This is a genomic window from Luteimonas pelagia (assembly GCF_054776035.1).
The window spans coordinates 471,141-485,858 of the sequence record NZ_BAAHCG010000002.1; the positions used below are offsets into that span (position 1 = coordinate 471,141).

Sequence of the window (14,718 nt, forward strand, 5' to 3'; positions counted from 1 at the left end):
CATGCGTCCTTCCCGTACTTCCCCGCGCCACGCCCCGGCCGTCCGCGGCCTGCTCGCGATCGTCGTCGGCGCGGCCGTGCTCGCGACGGCATCCTGCAGCTGGTTCCGCAAGGACGCCTCGATGTACCGCATGAGCGAGGAGAGCAGGCCACTCGAGGTCCCGCCGGACCTGGACCTGCCGGACACCTCGGCCGCCACCGCGGCCGCCGATGCCGGCACCACGTCGGTGATGCGCTCGGACGTGGGGCGCCAGGCGCCCGCGGCGCAATCCGGGTTCGCGGTGCCGGGCGCGCGCGACGACGTGTTCGCGCGGGTGGGCACGGCGCTCGAGTCGATGGAGGGCGTGACCATCGCGAGCCGCGCGCAGCTGCTCGGCAGCTACGACGTGAACTACGCCGGCAGCAACTTCCTCGTGCGCGTCACGGCCGAGGGCGATGCCAGCCGCGTCGCTGCGGTCGATCCGCGCGGCGTCCCGGCCACGGGCGATGCCGCGGCCGCCCTGATGGCGGCGTTGCAGGCGGCGCTGGCGCAGTAACCACCACGCCCCGGCAGGGGCGAGCGGGTCCGAAAAACGGAACGGGCGCCCAGCGGCGCCCGTTTCCATTCGCGTCCGGCACGGTCGGCCGGCGATGCGCGATCAGCGCTCCAGCAGCGGGAGCTTCCCCGGCTTGCCTTCCCATTCCTTGGCGTCGGGCAGCGGGTCCTTGCGCGTCGTGATGACCGGCCACGCGCGCGAGAGTTCGGCATTGAGCTGCACGAACGCTTCCTGGCCGGCGGGCACGTCCTCCTCGGGGTAGATCGCGTTGATCGGGCACTCGGGCTCGCACAGCGTGCAGTCGATGCACTCGTCCGGATCGATCACCAGGAAGTTCGGGCCCTCGTGGAAGCAGTCGACCGGGCACACCTCGACGCAGTCGGTGTACTTGCACTTGATGCAGTTCTCGGTGACGACGAAGGGCATGTCCGGTCGGCTCGCGCGGCAGTCGGCGGATTGTAGCGCGCGGCCCCCGCCCGTCCCGCCTGCCGGAAAGAAGAAAGCCCGCGCATCGCTGCGCGGGCTTCCTGGAGATGGCGCTCCCTAGGGGATTCGAACCCCTGTTTTAGCCTTGAGAGGGCCACGTCCTAGGCCTCTAGACGAAGGGAGCGGGGTGGCCCGTGGGCCGCCGGATGGACGTCCGGCCTGCGTGGGACGCCAAGGCGGCCGCGCAAGACTGCTAGTATAGGCGGCTGCCCCGCGGCAGGCAACGATTCCTGTCGCGATCCATCTCCCATCCGATCACGACCGCGGCCCGGCCGCCCGATGCCCATCGAATCCCAGACGCCGACGCCATCGCCCGACGACGCGGGCCCGTCCCCCGGCCACGCCGGGCAGACCATCGCGCGCGACGCGCACCCCGTTTCCAGGAAGGACATCAGCCCGAGCGCGCTGCGCGTGCTGTACCGGCTGAGGGAAGCCGGCTACGGCGCGTACCTGGTCGGCGGCGCGGTGCGCGACATCCTCGTCGGCGGCCATCCAAAGGACTTCGACGTCGCCACCAGCGCCACGCCGGAGCAGGTCAAGGCGCTGTTCCGCAACTGCCGGTTGATCGGCCGGCGCTTCCGCCTGGCGCACGTGGTGTTCGGCCGCGAGATCATCGAGGTCGCGACCTTCCGCAGCAACGCCGACGACGGCAGCGGCGAGCGCGAGGTCCACGACGGCGGGCGCCTGCTGCGCGACAACGTGTACGGCACGATCGAGGAGGACGCGGTCCGCCGCGACTTCACCGCGAACGCGCTGTACTACGCGATCGAGGATTTCTCGATCCGCGACTTCGTCGGCGGCTTCGCGGACGTGCAGGCGCGGGTGATGCGCCTGATCGGCGATCCCGATTCGCGCTACCGCGAGGATCCGGTGCGCATGCTGCGCGCGGTCCGGCTGGCCGCCAAGCTCGGCTTCACCATCGAGCCGGGCACGGCGGAGCCGCTCCCGCGGCTCGCGCCGCTGCTTGCCGAGGCGGCGCCGGCGCGGCTGTTCGAGGAATGCCTGAAGCTCTTCCTGTCCGGCCACGCCGTCGCCAGCTTCGAGGGACTGGAGCGGCACGGACTGCTGGCCGCGCTGTTCCCGGAGACCGCGGCCGCGCTGGACGCGAACCGCAGCGGTGCGCTTCGCCGGATGGTGCTCGAGGGGCTTCGCGGCACCGACGCGCGGGTGGCGAACGACGAGCCCGTCTCGCCGGCCTTCCTGTTCGCGCTGCTGTTGTGGCCCGCCTACTGCCGTGCGCTGATCCGCCTGCAGAACGAGGGCATGCACGCGGTCGAGGCACAGCGGCGCGCCGCGGACCGGGTGACGGTGCACCAGCTTTCGACCGTCGCGCTGCCGCGCCGCTTCTCGGTGCCGATGCAGGAGATCTGGCTGCTGCAGCCGCGCTTCTCACTGCGCCAGCGCAAGCGCGTGCACCGGCTGCTCGCGCACCCGCGGTTCCGCGCGGCGTTCGATTTCCTCGTGCTGCGCCTGGCCGCGTCCGAAGCGCACCGGGACGACATCGCCTTCTGGCGCGAGGTGCAGTCCGGCGAGGCCCACCCGGACCTCGCGGACACGCCCGGCGCGGAGCCGTTGGACCAGGGCGACGAGGACGAGCCGCCCGCGCTGGACGGGGACGGGCCGCGTCGGCGGCGCAAGCCGCGCCGGCGCCGCCGCAAGCCCGCGCCCTCGGCCGACTAGGCACCGGCAGGTCCGCGCGACATGGCACCGCGCGACATCCCGGCGCCCGGCGTGCGCGCGGCCATCGGCCTGGGCGCGAACCTCGGCGACGCCGTAGCCACGGTGCGCGCGGCCTTCGATGCGCTGGATCGCCTGCCCGGCTCGCGGGTGGTCGCGACCTCGCGCCTGTACCGCACGCCGGCCTGGGGGCTGGAGGCGCAGCCGGACTTCATCAACGCGGTGGCGGTGCTACGGACCGTTCTCCCGCCGCGCGACCTGCTGGACGGGCTGCTGGCGATCGAGCGTGCCTTCGGCCGCGATCGCGCCACCGAGGCCGGGCGCTGGGGTCCCCGCGTGCTCGACCTCGACCTGCTGCTGCATGGCGACAGCGTCGTCCACGCGCCCGGCCTCGACGTGCCCCATCCGCACCTCCACGCGCGCGCCTTCGCGCTGGTGCCCCTGGTCGAGGCCTGGCCGGACGCGACCATCCCCGGGGTCGGCCCGGCGCGCGAGGCGCTGGCCGGCATGGCCCGAGACGGCATCGAGGCCCTAAGCTAGCGACATGTCCACGCACGCCGCCGACAAGCCCTGGACCGTCCCGATGCTCGCCGAGGCGAAGCAGGCGGGCCGGCGCCTGGCGATGCTCACCTGTTACGACGCGACCTTCGCGCGCGTGCTGGAGCAGGGCGGCGTCGACCTCGTGCTGGTGGGCGACTCGCTGGGCATGGTCGTGCAGGGGCGCGACAGCACGCTGCCGGTGGCGGTGGACGACATCGCGTACCACACCGCCTGCGTCGCGCGCGGCATGTCGCGCCCGCTGCTGGTGGCCGACATGCCGTTCCAGTCCGACGCGGATCCGTCGCGGGCGCTGGACGCGGCGACCCGCTTCCTGCAGGCCGGCGCGGCGATGGTCAAGCTCGAGGGCGCGGGCCACAAGCTCGAGGTGATCCGCCACCTGGTCGACCGGCAGATCCCCGTCTGCGCGCACCTGGGCCTGACGCCCCAGTCGATCCTGCAACTGGGCGGCTTCCGGGTACAGGGGCGCGAGGCGGCGGCGGCCGACCGGCTGGTCGAGGACGCGCACGCGGTGGAAGCGGCGGGTGCCGGGATGCTCGTTCTGGAGTGCGTGCCGAGCGCGCTCGCGCGGCGCATCACGGACGCGATCGGCATCCCGACGATCGGCATCGGCGCCGGCCCGCACTGCGACGGCCAGGTGCTGGTCCTGCACGACATGCTGGGCCTGGACAGCGGGCACCGGCGGCCGAAGTTCGTGAAGGACTTCCTTGCCGGCGGCGGTTCGGTCGCGGACGCGGTGCGCGCCTTCGTGGAGGCGGTGCATGGCGGCACCTTCCCGGACGCCGGCCACGCCTACGAATGAGCCGGGCGTCGCGGATGGACGCGGTGTCCGACCTCGCCACGCTGCGCGCGCGCGTGGCCGGGTGGAAGCGCGAAGGGCTGCGGGTCGGCTTCGTGCCGACGATGGGCAACCTGCATCCCGGGCACCATTCGCTGGTGGCCCTGGCGCGCGCCCATGCCGACCGGGTCGTTGCCAGCGTGTTCGTCAACCCGACCCAGTTCGGTCCCGGCGAGGACTTCACCCGCTACCCGCGCACCCCCGACGCCGACGCGGCGGGCCTGGCGGCGGCCGGCTGCGACCTGCTCTGGATGCCGACGGTCGAGGCGATGTATCCCCTGGGCCTGGACGCCGCGGTGCGCATCCGCGTCCCCGGCGTGACCGGCGTGCTGGAAGGCGCGCACCGGCCGGGGCATTTCGACGGGGTGGCGACGGTCGTCGCGCGGCTCTTCAACCAGGTACTGCCGGACGTCGCGGCGTTCGGGCGCAAGGACTACCAGCAGCTCGCGGTGATCCGCCACCTCGTCGCCGACCTGGCGTTCCCGGTGCGGCTGCTCGCCGGGGACACCGTGCGCGAGCCGGACGGCCTGGCGATGAGTTCCCGCAACCAGTACCTGTCGGCCGGGGAGCGCGCCAGGGCGGCGGAGCTGCACCGCACGCTGCAGGCGATGGGCGCCGCCTGGCGCGCGGGCACGCCCCGGACCCGCATCGAGGCGGAGGCGGCGCAGGGGCTCTCGGCCGCCGGCTTCGATGTGGACTACGTCGTCCTGCGCCGGCCGGACCTCTCCGAGCCCCGGGACGGCGACGGCGGCCCGCGCGTCGCGCTGGTGGCCGCGCGGCTGGGCCGCACCCGGCTGATCGACAACGTCGAATTCGGGACCGCGGACGTACGGGCTGAATGAACGCCCGCGCGGCGCGCGCCGCCATGCTGCGGCGCGTCACGGCTTGCTAGAATCACGGGCCGACCCCATCCAGACCCTGTCCGCGCCCCGCCGCGGACGGAGCCCGCCATGCAACTGACCCTGCTGAAGGCCAAGATCCACCGCGCCACCGTGACCCACGCCGAGCTGCATTACGAAGGCTCGTGCGCGATCGACGGCCGCCTGCTCGACATCTCGGGCATCCGCGAGTACGAGCAGGTGCACATCTACAACATCAACAGCGGCCACCGCTTCTCGACCTACGCGATCCGCGCGGAGGAGGGCAGCGGCATCATCTCGGTGAACGGCGCCGCGGCGCACTGCGCGCAGCCGGGCGACCTGGTGATCATCTGCGCGTACGGCGCCTGCGACGAGGCCGAGGCGGCGAAGTTCAAGCCGACGCTGGTGTACGTGGACCGGCAGAACCGGCTGACGCACACGAACGACTCGATCCCGGCGCAGGCGGCCTGACCGCCGCCGCGCGCATGGACGCCGCGCCCATCCCCGCGCTCGACACCGCCACCCTCGACGCGCTGCGTGCCCACGCGGCGCGCGTCCGTGCGCGGCCGCTGCGCGACCTGGCCGCCGGCGACGCGGCGCGCCCCGCGGCCTACGCGGTCGAGGCCGGGCCGCTGTTCGCGAGCTTCGCCCGGCAATGGCTGGACGACGCCGCACGCGACGCCCTGTTCGACCTCGCCCGCCGCGCGGACCTGCGCGGCGCGCTGCAGCGCCTGGTGGATGGCGCGGCGGTCAACGCGACCGAGGGCAGGGCGGCCCTCCACACCGCGCTGCGCGGCGATGCATCGCGCGACCCGGTGGCACGCGCCGCGCACGCGGAGGCCGGGTCGGCCCGCGCGCGCATGCGGTCGATGGTCGAGGCGATCCGCGGGTCGGGTGTCACCGACGTGGTCAGCATCGGCATCGGCGGCTCCGACCTGGGGCCGAGGCTCGTGGTGGATGCGCTCGGCGGCCCCGACGACGCCCCGCGCGTCCATTTCCTGTCGAACGTCGATGGCCACGCGGCGCGTCGCGTCCTGTCCCGCCTGTCGCCCGACCGCACCGCGGCGATCCTCGTCTCCAAGAGCTTCGGCACCCAGGAAACGCTGCTCAACGGCGCCATCGTGCGCGAATGGATGGGCGGCGGGGCGGCGGACGACCGTCTGTACGCGGTGAGCGCGAACGTCGGGCGCGCCGCGGCGGCCGGCGTGTCGGCGGACCGCATCCTGCCGATGTGGGACTGGGTCGGCGGGCGCTACTCGCTGTGGTCCGCGGTCGGCCTGCCCATCGGCCTGGCGCTGGGGATGGACCGCTTCGAAGGCCTGCTCGAGGGCGCGGCCGCATTCGACCGCCACGCGCTGGAAGCGCCGCTCGAACGCAACCTCGCCGCGTGGCACGCCCTGGTGGCGGTGTGGAACCGCAACGTCCTCGGCGCCGCCAGCCATGCCGTGCTCCCCTACGACGAGCGCCTGCGCCTGCTGCCCGCGTACCTGCAGCAGCTGGTGATGGAAAGCCTGGGCAAGTCCGTGCGGATTGACGGCCGTCCGGTCGACATCGAGACCGTGCCGGTCTGGTGGGGTGGCCCGGGAACCGACGTGCAGCATAGCTTCTTCCAGGCCCTGCACCAGGGCACGAACACGCTGTCTGCCGATTTCATCGGCGTGGTCCGCGCCGACCATGCCCACGGCGAGAGCCATCGCGCGCTGCACGCGAACCTGCTCGCGCAGGTGGAGGCGCTCGCCAATGGCCGCGCGGGCGACGATCCGCACCGCGCCTACGCGGGCGGCCAGGCCAGCACGCTCGTCCTGCTCGAGTCGCTCACGCCGGCCTCGCTCGGCGCGCTGCTGGCGATGTACGAGCACAGCGTCTACCTGCAGTCCGTGCTGTGGGGGATCAACGCCTTCGACCAGTTCGGCGTCGAGCTTGGCAAGGAAGTGGCGGGGCGCCTGTTGCCCGCGCTCGAAGGCGACGCGCCGGTCGAGGACGCGGTGACGCGTTCACTCGTCGCGAGGCTGCGCGGCGCCTGACGCCTGGGGCGGTGCCCCGCGGCGCTCGCCATGCCGAGCGAGCGCCCACTGGACGTGCTCGCGCACGACCGGATCCGGATGCGCATCGCGGGCGCGCAGCGCCGCGACGACGGCCGCGGACGTGGGCGCGTTCCCGAGCGCCACCGCGATGTTCCGCAGCCATCGGGCGTGCCCGCTGCGCCGGATCGCCGAGCCTTCGGTCCGTTGCAGGAATTCGGCCTCGTCCCAGGCGAACAGGTCCGCCAGCGTGGCGTTGTCGAGGTCGTTGCGCGTGCGGAAGTCGGCCTCGTCTGTGCGTCGCGCGAACTTGTTCCAGGGGCAGGCGAGCTGGCAGTCGTCGCAACCGAAGATCCGGTTGCCCATCGGCGCGCGCAGCGGCTCGGGGATGGGACCGTCGTGCTCGATGGTGAGGTAGGAAATGCAGCGCCGCGCGTCCAGCCGGTTCGGCGCGACGATTGCGCCGGTCGGGCAGATGTCGATGCAGCGGGTGCACGTGCCGCAGTGCGCGCTCGCGGGCGGGTCGACCGGGAGCGGCAGGTCGACGTAGAGCTCGCCGAGGAAGAACCACGAGCCGCCGTCGCGGTCGATCAGGCAGGTGTGCTTGCCGATCCAGCCCAGCCCTGCGTTCCTCGCGAGCGCGCGCTCGAGGACGGGTGCCGAATCGACGAACACGCGATGGCCGAACGGCCCGATCTCGGACGCGACTGCATCGGCGAGCTTCTGCAGGCGCGCGCGCATGAGCTTGTGGTAGTCGCGGCCGAGTGCGTACCGCGCGACGTAGGCGCGCTCGCCGTCGGCCAGGTTGACCCACGCCGCGTCGGCGTCCCGGCCGTAATCGAGCCCGACCGACACCACGCGCACCGTGCCCGGGACCAGGTCCGCCGGCCGGGCGCGCTTGTCCCCGTGGCGGGCCATCCACTCCATCGAACCGTGCAGGCCGCGTGCGAGCCAGTCGCGCAGGTGGGCCTCGTCCTCGCCCAGGGCAATGCCGGCGATGCCGCAGCGCTGGAACCCCAGATCGCGCGCAAGCGCCTTGATCCGCGCGGCGACGCGCACGGGATCGGGCGGGGCGGGGGCGTGGCCGTGACGGGGCGCACGGACGCCTTCGGGGGGCGCGGGGGCGCTCATGGCGCGAGTATAGAATCGCGCGATGACCGCGTTCCCGTCGCCCGCCGTGCCTGGTCCCTTCACGGTGGTGCCGCCTGTCACGCCGCTGTTCGACGTGGCGGGCGTCCGGCGGCTGGAAACGGAGGCGATCGGCGCGCTCCGGGGCGACGGGTTCGAGCTGATGCGTCGCGCCGGGCGGGCCGCGTGGCGGTGCGCGTTGAGGCACTGGCCGCAGGCGCAGTCGCTGGTGGTCGCCTGCGGCCCCGGCAACAACGGCGGCGATGCACTCGTCTTCGCGCGCTACGCGCTGGATTCCGGGCGCGCGGTGCGCATCGTCACCCTGCCGGGCCGCACGCCGGCGGGCCCGTTGCCGTTGCGTGCGCTGGCGGACTGCGCGACGCGGGGCGTGCGCCCGGAGCCGTTCGCAGGTGACCTGCCGCGCGGGGACCTGGTGGTCGATGGCCTGTTCGGCATCGGACTGGACCGCCCGCCCGAAGGCGACGCCGCGGCGCTGGTCGAGGCCATCAACGGGCAGGGCGCGCCCGTGCTCGCGCTCGACGTGCCCAGCGGGCTAGATGCCGATCGCGGCAGCCCCGACGGCGCCTGCGTGGACGCCACGCGCACCCTCGAGTTCCTCGCCGCGAAGGCGGGCCTGCGGAGCGGTCCCGCGCTCGACCTCGCGGGGACGCTCGAGCTCGCCGACCTCGACGTCGCCGGCGACCCGGCCCGCATCGCGCCGGTCGCGGACCTGCTGGCGCCCGGCGCGCTCGGCGGATGGCTCGTGCCGCGCGCGCGCAATGCCCACAAGGGACGTTACGGACGCGTGCTGTGCATCGGCGGCGACATCGGCCACGGCGGCGCGATCGCGCTGTGCGCCGAGGCCGCGCTGCGTTGCGGCGCGGGCCTGGTCGAAGTGGCGACGCGGGAACCGCACGTCGGGATGCTCCTGGCGCGCCGGCCCGAGGCGATGCCCACCGCGGTCGAGCGGGCCGCCGACATCGCCGCGCCGCTCGGGCGCGCGCAGGTGATCGCGATCGGTCCCGGCCTCGGCCAGGACGCGTGGGGCCGCGTGCTGCTGTCGGCCGCGCTGTCCGCCGGGGTGCCGCTGGTGCTCGATGCGGATGCGCTGAACCTGCTCGGTGGCACGCGGCGCGCGCTTCCCGCGGGCAGCATCGTGACGCCGCATCCGGGCGAGGCGGGGCGGCTGCTGGGGTGCGACGCGAACGAGGTGCAGCGCGACCGCCGCGCGGCGGCGCATGCGCTCGCCACGCGCCTGGGCGCGGTCGTGGTGCTCAAGGGCGCGGGCACGATCGTGGCCGCGCCGGACGCGCGGCCACGCATCCTCGATGCGGGCAACCCGGGCATGGCCTCCGGTGGCATGGGCGACGTGCTCACCGGCGTGGTCGCCGCCCTGCGGGCGCAGGGTCTCGCGGCGTTCGACGCGGCCGCGGCCGGGGCGCTGCTGCACGCGCACGCGGGCGATCGCGCGGCCGCCGAGGGCGGCATGCGCGGGCTGCTCGCGGGTGACCTGATGCCCTGGCTCCGGCGCCTCTCCAACCCGGTGTCCCACGCGACATGAGCAACGCGGCATCGCTGTTCCTTCCGGATCCCGACGCGACCGACGCGCTGGCCGCGGCGCTCGCGGCGACCATGCCGCCGCGTGCCGTGGTCGCGCTGCACGGCGACCTCGGCGCGGGCAAGTCGAGCCTGGCGCGGGCATGGCTGCGCGCGCTGGGGGTCGAGGGCGCCATCCGCAGCCCCACCTACACGCTGGTCGAGCGATACCGGCTGGCCGACGGGCGCGCGGCGCTGCACCTGGACCTGTACCGGATCGGCGATCCGGGTGAGCTCGAGTTCCTGGCCCTGGATGCCGATGACGTGGCCCTGTGGCTCGTCGAGTGGCCGGCGCGCGGCGCCGGGGCGCTGCCGGCGGCGGACCTCGAGGTCCGCCTCGAACTGGCGGGGCAGGGGCGGCAGGCGGAAGTGCTTGCCGGCTCGCCGGCCGGCGGGGCCTGGCTGGCCCGGTTGGGCACCGTTCAGGAAGGGAACTTGCAGGCTGTTCTTCGATCACCCTGACACGAAGTTCTTGCAGGTACCTGCCCCGAAAGGAAAAAAGGGCTTGCGGACGGTTCCGGTTGGTGCTTGAATCCGGCCCATGCGAGCCCGTCCCGCCCCGACGCGTCGAGCACTGGCCTTGGCCCTCGTGGCCTTCGGCTGCGTGCTCGGGACCGTCAATGCCAATGAAATCAAGGCGTTGCGCGTGGACTCCGGTGCGACCGGAACGCGCGCTGAACTTCTGCTCGAGTCGCCGGCCGACTACCGGTTGATCTCGCTCGCCGGCCCGGATCGCCTGGTCGTCGACCTGCCGGGCGTGGAACTGCCCAAGCATCTGCCGCTGCCGGGCGGTTCGGGCGTCGTCCGGGGCGTGCGCAGCGGCCACCCGGAACCGGGCGTGACCCGGATCGTCTTCGACCTCGGGGGCGCGGTCGCGGCGACGCCGCCGCGGATCGAGCCCGGCGTGGACGGCGCACGGCTCGTGCTCGAGTGGCCCGGCGATGGCGGCGCCACGACGCCCGTTCGCGCGGACGTCGCCGGGGCGAGGCCTGCCGACGCGCCCATCGAAAACGCCGCCGATGCGGAGGCGCGGCTCGCCGCGGCCATCCTGGCGGGCCGGCCGGCCCAGACGCGTGCCCAGGTCGCCGCCGCCGGTGCGGCCGCGACCTCGCGCCTGATCGCCTCGCAACAGGATGCCCGGGCCGCGGACGTGCCGGCCCTGCCACGGACCGTGCCGCCCGCCAGCACCGCCACCACCGCGATTGCCGATGCAACCGAGACCGCGCGGGTCGCCGCGCCGACGGCGGCGCCGGCCGAACGCAGGTTGCAGGACCTGCGCGGACCCATGCGCCCGCTGGTCATCGCGATCGACGCGGGCCACGGCGGCCAGGACCCCGGCGCGATCGGGCAGTCCGGCAGCCGCGAAAAGGACGTCACCCTCGCGATCAGCCGCGAACTCGCCCGCCAGGTCAACGCCACGCCTGGCCTGAAGGCCTACCTGGTGCGCGACACCGACGTCTTCATCCCGCTCTACGAACGCGCCAAGCTCGCGCGACGGGCGGGTGCGGACATGTTCATCTCGATCCATGCCGACGCCGCCGAGAACCGTTCCGCCGACGGGTCGTCGGTCTACGTGCTGTCGCTCAAGGGCGCGTCCTCGCAACGCGCGCGCTGGCTGGCGGACAAGGAGAACGCGGCGGACCTGATCGGCGGCGCGCGCGTCGCCGGCGGGGACAACATGCTGGCGTCGGTGCTGCTCGACCTCACCCAGAGCGGCAACATGAAGGCGTCGGAGGACGCGGCCGCCGAAGTGCTCAGCGGCCTCCAGCGCGTGGGCAACATCCACAAGCGCAACGTCGAGCGCGCGAACTTCGCCGTGCTGCGCACCGCGGACATGCCGTCGATGCTGGTCGAGACGGCCTTCATCTCGAACGCGGAAGAGGAGAAGCGCCTGCGCGACCCCGCCTTCCAGCGGACGATCGCCTCCGCCGTGCTGCGGGGCGTCACCGGCTACTTCTCCCGCCAGCCGCCGCCGGGCACGGTGTTCGCCGCGCGCGCGGCCGCCGGCGGTTCCGCGACCACCAGCGGCGGGAGTCGCTGAGGCCGTTCCGACCCGACGGGTCGCGACCCTTCGAAGTCTTTTTTCCCGGGAACGACCCGCGACGCGGGCAACGCCTGACGCCCGGCACCGGCTGCCACTAAGATGGCGGCCGTCGTCGTCCGCCCCGCTGCCGTGCCGATCCGTCCGCTGCCCGACATCCTGGTCAACCAGATCGCCGCGGGCGAGGTCGTCGAACGGCCCGCGTCGGTGGTCAAGGAACTGGTCGAGAACGCCCTCGACGCCGGCGCGCGACGCATCGACATCGACCTGGAGGAAGGCGGCATCCGCCTGGTGCGCGTGCGCGACGACGGCGCGGGCATCGCCGCGGACGAGCTGCCCCTGGCGGTGTCGCGGCACGCGACCAGCAAGATCGCCTCGCTGGACGACCTCGAGGGCGTCGGCACGCTCGGGTTCCGCGGGGAGGCGCTGCCGTCGATCGCTTCGGTGAGCCGCTTCCTGCTCGCGTCGCGGCGCGAGGCCGACACGCACGGTGCGGCGCTGGAGGTGGATGGCGGACGCGTCGGCCGGGTCGCGCCACGCCCGCATCCGCGGGGCACCACCGTCGAAGTCCGCGACCTGTTCCACAACGTCCCGGCGCGCCGCAAGTTCCTGCGCGCGGAGCGCACGGAGCTCGGGCACGTCGAGGAGTGGCTGCGGTCGCTCGCGCTGGCCCGGCCGGAGGTCGAGCTGCGCGTCTCGCACAACGGCAAGGCGACGCGTCGCTGGAAGGGCGCCACCGACCTCGCCTCGCAGGCCGGCTTGCCGGATGTCCGGCTGGGCGAGGCGCTCGGCGACGGTTTCGCGGGCAATGCGCTCCGCGTGGACGCGGACGGTGCGGGCCTGCGCCTGCATGGCTGGATCGCGCGTCCCGCGTACAACCGCGCGAGCACCGACCAGCAGTACCTGTACGTCAACGGCCGTGCCGTGCGCGACCGCAGCGTGGCCCATGCGGTGAAGCAGGCCTTCGCCGACGTCCTGTTCCACGGGCGCCAGCCGGCGTACGTGCTGTTCCTCGAACTCGATCCGCGTCGGGTGGACGTCAACGTCCATCCCGCCAAGCACGAAGTGCGGTTCCGCGACGCGCGGCTCGTGCACGACTTCGTCTACCGCTCGCTGCAGGCGGTGCTGTCGGACACGCGCGCGGGCAGCCAGGCGCACGGCGTCGACGCACATGGACACGATGGCGGCCCGTCCGATGCAGGCGAGCCGCCCGGCCTTCGCATGCAGTCGCCCCTCGGGCTCGCGCCACGGCCGGTCGACGGGCGTGCGGTGGCGGAGACGCTCGAGAGCCTCGCTTCGCTGTACGGCGACCCGGGCGACGCCGCGGCCGCACCCGGGTCGGGGCCGGCCCTGCCCGAGGCGGGTCCGTTGCCGCCGCTCGGCCGCGCGCTCGCGCAGCTGCACGGCATCTACATCCTCGCCGAGTCCGCCGAGGGCCTGGTCGTGGTGGACATGCACGCCGCGCACGAGCGCATCGGCTACGAGCGCCTGAAGGCCGCGCACGACGGCGAAGGCGTGCGCCGCCAGCCGCTGCTGGTCCCGCGCACCATCGCCGTGTCGGAGGCCGAGGCGGACGCCGCGGAGCGGGCCACCGGCACGCTGGCCGAACTCGGCTTCGAGGTCGATCGCGCGGGCCCGCGCGCGGTCCTGTTGCGCGCGGTGCCTGCGCTGCTCGCGCAGGGCGACGTCGAGGCGCTCCTGCGCGACGTGCTCGCCGACCTGCGCGAGCATGGCGTGTCGCGGCGCGTGGAGTCCGCGCGCGACGAACTGCTCGCCACCATGGCTTGCCATGGTGCTGTGCGCGCCAACCGCCGGCTGACGCTGCCGGAGATGGATGCGCTGCTGCGGCAGATGGAGGCGACCGAGCGGTCCGGGCAATGCAACCATGGCCGGCCGACCTGGGCCAGGTTCACGCTTGGCGATATCGACAGATGGTTCCTGAGGGGGCGGTGAGATGGACGGCAGGCGAGGACACGGACGGGCACGGAACGGTTGGCGGGCGAATGCGCTGCGACTCGCGTTGCCGCTCCTGTACGCTTCGCTGATGGCCTGCCAACCCGACAGCACCACCGACCCGGAAGCCGCGCGCGCAGAAGCCGCCGCGCAGGCGCGCTTCGAGCGCGAGCGCGACCAGTGGCGCACGGAACGCCGCGACGCATTGCTCGCACCCGATGGCTGGACGAGCCTGGTGGGCCTGCACTGGCTCGAGGCGGGCGCGGCGCACCGCGTCGGCAGCGGGCCCGCGAACGGCGTGCGGCTCGCGACGGGTCCCGCGTCGCTCGGCGTGATGCACGTCGAGGACGGCGGCGTGCGCTTCGTGCCGGCCGACGGCGCGGTGCTCACGCTCGACGACGCGCCACTCGAGGGCCCGGCGCGGCTGCGTGCCGATACCGATGACGCCGGGCCGTCGCGGATCGGCTTCGACGAGGGCCTGGGCCAGGCGACCGTCATCGAGCGGGGCGGCCGGCTGGCGCTGCGCGTGCGACATGCCGCCGCGCCGACGCGGTCGCGTTTCGCGGGCCTGGACTATTGGCCCGGTGGCAGGGACTGGCAAGTCGAGGCGCGCTTCGACCCGAACCCGGCCGGCCACACGATGCCGGTCGCGAACATCATCGGCGGGCTCGAGGACATGCCCAACCCGGGCGCGGTGGTGTTCGAGCGCGACGGGGTGCGCCATCGGATCGAGGCGCTCGACGAGGGCGACGGGACGCTGTTCCTGATCTTCGCCGACCGGACGAGCGGCCACGGAAGCTACCCGGCCGGCCGGTACCTGAAGGCGCCGAAGCCCGATGCCAGGGGACGCCTGGTGCTCGATTTCAACCGCGCCTACAACCCGCCCTGCGCGTTCACCGCCTTCGCGACCTGCCCGCTGCCGCCGCCGGAGAACCGGCTGGACCTCGCGATCGAGGCCGGCGAGAAGGCCTACGCCAAGCCCGGCGCCTGAGCGCCGACGCCCCGACTCCCACCGAAACAGGATT

Annotated in this window: 13 protein-coding genes, 1 tRNA gene and 1 pseudogene; 12 read left to right on the plus strand and 3 right to left on the minus strand. The window is 73.9% G+C overall.

The window, feature by feature from the left end:
• Position 1 precedes the first annotated feature (1 nt).
• Positions 2-535, plus strand: coding sequence for a hypothetical protein (locus ACYU7H_RS07425; RefSeq protein WP_460813555.1), 534 nt, complete (start codon positions 2-4; stop codon positions 533-535).
• Positions 536-637: 102 nt separating this feature from the next.
• On the opposite strand, the gene fdxA is transcribed toward ACYU7H_RS07425, so the two are convergent.
• Together fdxA and ACYU7H_RS07435 are read right to left on the minus strand one after the other, a co-directional pair.
• Complete coding sequence (gene fdxA / locus ACYU7H_RS07430; protein WP_460813556.1) at positions 638-961, minus strand: ferredoxin FdxA; 324 nt, start codon at positions 959-961, stop codon at positions 638-640.
• A gap of 108 nt (positions 962-1,069) precedes the next feature.
• Positions 1,070-1,145: transfer RNA gene (locus tag ACYU7H_RS07435), tRNA-Glu, on the minus strand.
• 224 nt (positions 1,146-1,369) lie between these two features.
• Between ACYU7H_RS07435 and pcnB the strand changes: the two are divergent.
• From pcnB to pgi, 6 genes and pseudogenes are all read left to right on the plus strand, one after another.
• A pseudogene (gene pcnB, locus ACYU7H_RS07440) lies at positions 1,370-2,701 on the plus strand (polynucleotide adenylyltransferase PcnB); the annotation flags it as partial.
• A 21-nt stretch (positions 2,702-2,722) separates the two neighbouring features.
• Positions 2,723-3,238, plus strand: a complete 516-nt coding sequence (gene folK / locus ACYU7H_RS07445) for a 2-amino-4-hydroxy-6-hydroxymethyldihydropteridine diphosphokinase (RefSeq protein ID WP_460813558.1) — start codon at positions 2,723-2,725, stop codon at positions 3,236-3,238.
• Positions 3,239-3,242: 4 nt separating this feature from the next.
• A complete protein-coding gene (gene panB, locus ACYU7H_RS07450) occupies positions 3,243-4,058 on the plus strand; it encodes a 3-methyl-2-oxobutanoate hydroxymethyltransferase (protein ID WP_460813559.1) in 816 nt (271 codons plus the stop codon).
• A gap of 14 nt (positions 4,059-4,072) precedes the next feature.
• Positions 4,073-4,936, plus strand: a complete 864-nt coding sequence (gene panC / locus ACYU7H_RS07455) for a pantoate--beta-alanine ligase (protein ID WP_460813560.1) — start codon at positions 4,073-4,075, stop codon at positions 4,934-4,936.
• Between the two features lie 108 nt (positions 4,937-5,044).
• Positions 5,045-5,425, plus strand: coding sequence for an aspartate 1-decarboxylase (gene panD / locus ACYU7H_RS07460; RefSeq protein WP_460813562.1), 381 nt, complete (start codon positions 5,045-5,047; stop codon positions 5,423-5,425).
• 14 nt (positions 5,426-5,439) lie between these two features.
• Positions 5,440-6,978 carry a glucose-6-phosphate isomerase gene (gene pgi, locus ACYU7H_RS07465; protein WP_460813563.1) on the plus strand — a complete coding sequence of 513 codons (1,539 nt, stop codon included), beginning with the start codon at positions 5,440-5,442 and terminating at the stop codon, positions 6,976-6,978.
• Here the strand turns inward: pgi and queG are convergent.
• A complete protein-coding gene (queG, locus tag ACYU7H_RS07470; protein WP_460813564.1) occupies positions 6,949-8,106 on the minus strand; it encodes a tRNA epoxyqueuosine(34) reductase QueG in 1,158 nt (385 codons plus the stop codon). The two genes, pgi and queG, sit on opposite strands and share 30 nt — an antisense overlap.
• A gap of 22 nt (positions 8,107-8,128) precedes the next feature.
• On the opposite strand from queG, the gene ACYU7H_RS07475 reads away from it, so the two are divergent.
• From ACYU7H_RS07475 to ACYU7H_RS07495, 5 genes are all read left to right on the plus strand, one after another.
• Entirely contained in the window at positions 8,129-9,664 is a 1,536-nt protein-coding gene (locus ACYU7H_RS07475; RefSeq protein WP_460813566.1) for an NAD(P)H-hydrate dehydratase, read from the plus strand.
• Positions 9,661-10,161, plus strand: a complete 501-nt coding sequence (gene tsaE, locus ACYU7H_RS07480) for a tRNA (adenosine(37)-N6)-threonylcarbamoyltransferase complex ATPase subunit type 1 TsaE (RefSeq protein WP_460813567.1) — start codon at positions 9,661-9,663, stop codon at positions 10,159-10,161. Before ACYU7H_RS07475 ends, tsaE begins: the two co-directional genes overlap by 4 nt.
• Positions 10,162-10,240: 79 nt before the next feature.
• Positions 10,241-11,740 carry an N-acetylmuramoyl-L-alanine amidase gene (locus ACYU7H_RS07485; protein ID WP_460813569.1) on the plus strand — a complete coding sequence of 500 codons (1,500 nt, stop codon included), beginning with the start codon at positions 10,241-10,243 and terminating at the stop codon, positions 11,738-11,740.
• A 132-nt stretch (positions 11,741-11,872) separates the two neighbouring features.
• Positions 11,873-13,693, plus strand: coding sequence for a DNA mismatch repair endonuclease MutL (gene mutL, locus ACYU7H_RS07490; RefSeq protein WP_460813987.1), 1,821 nt, complete (start codon positions 11,873-11,875; stop codon positions 13,691-13,693).
• Positions 13,694-13,784: 91 nt separating this feature from the next.
• Positions 13,785-14,684 (plus strand): DUF1684 domain-containing protein, encoded by a 900-nt coding sequence (locus tag ACYU7H_RS07495; RefSeq protein WP_460813571.1) that lies wholly within the window; start codon positions 13,785-13,787, stop codon positions 14,682-14,684.
• The last annotated feature ends 34 nt before the right edge of the window (positions 14,685-14,718 follow it).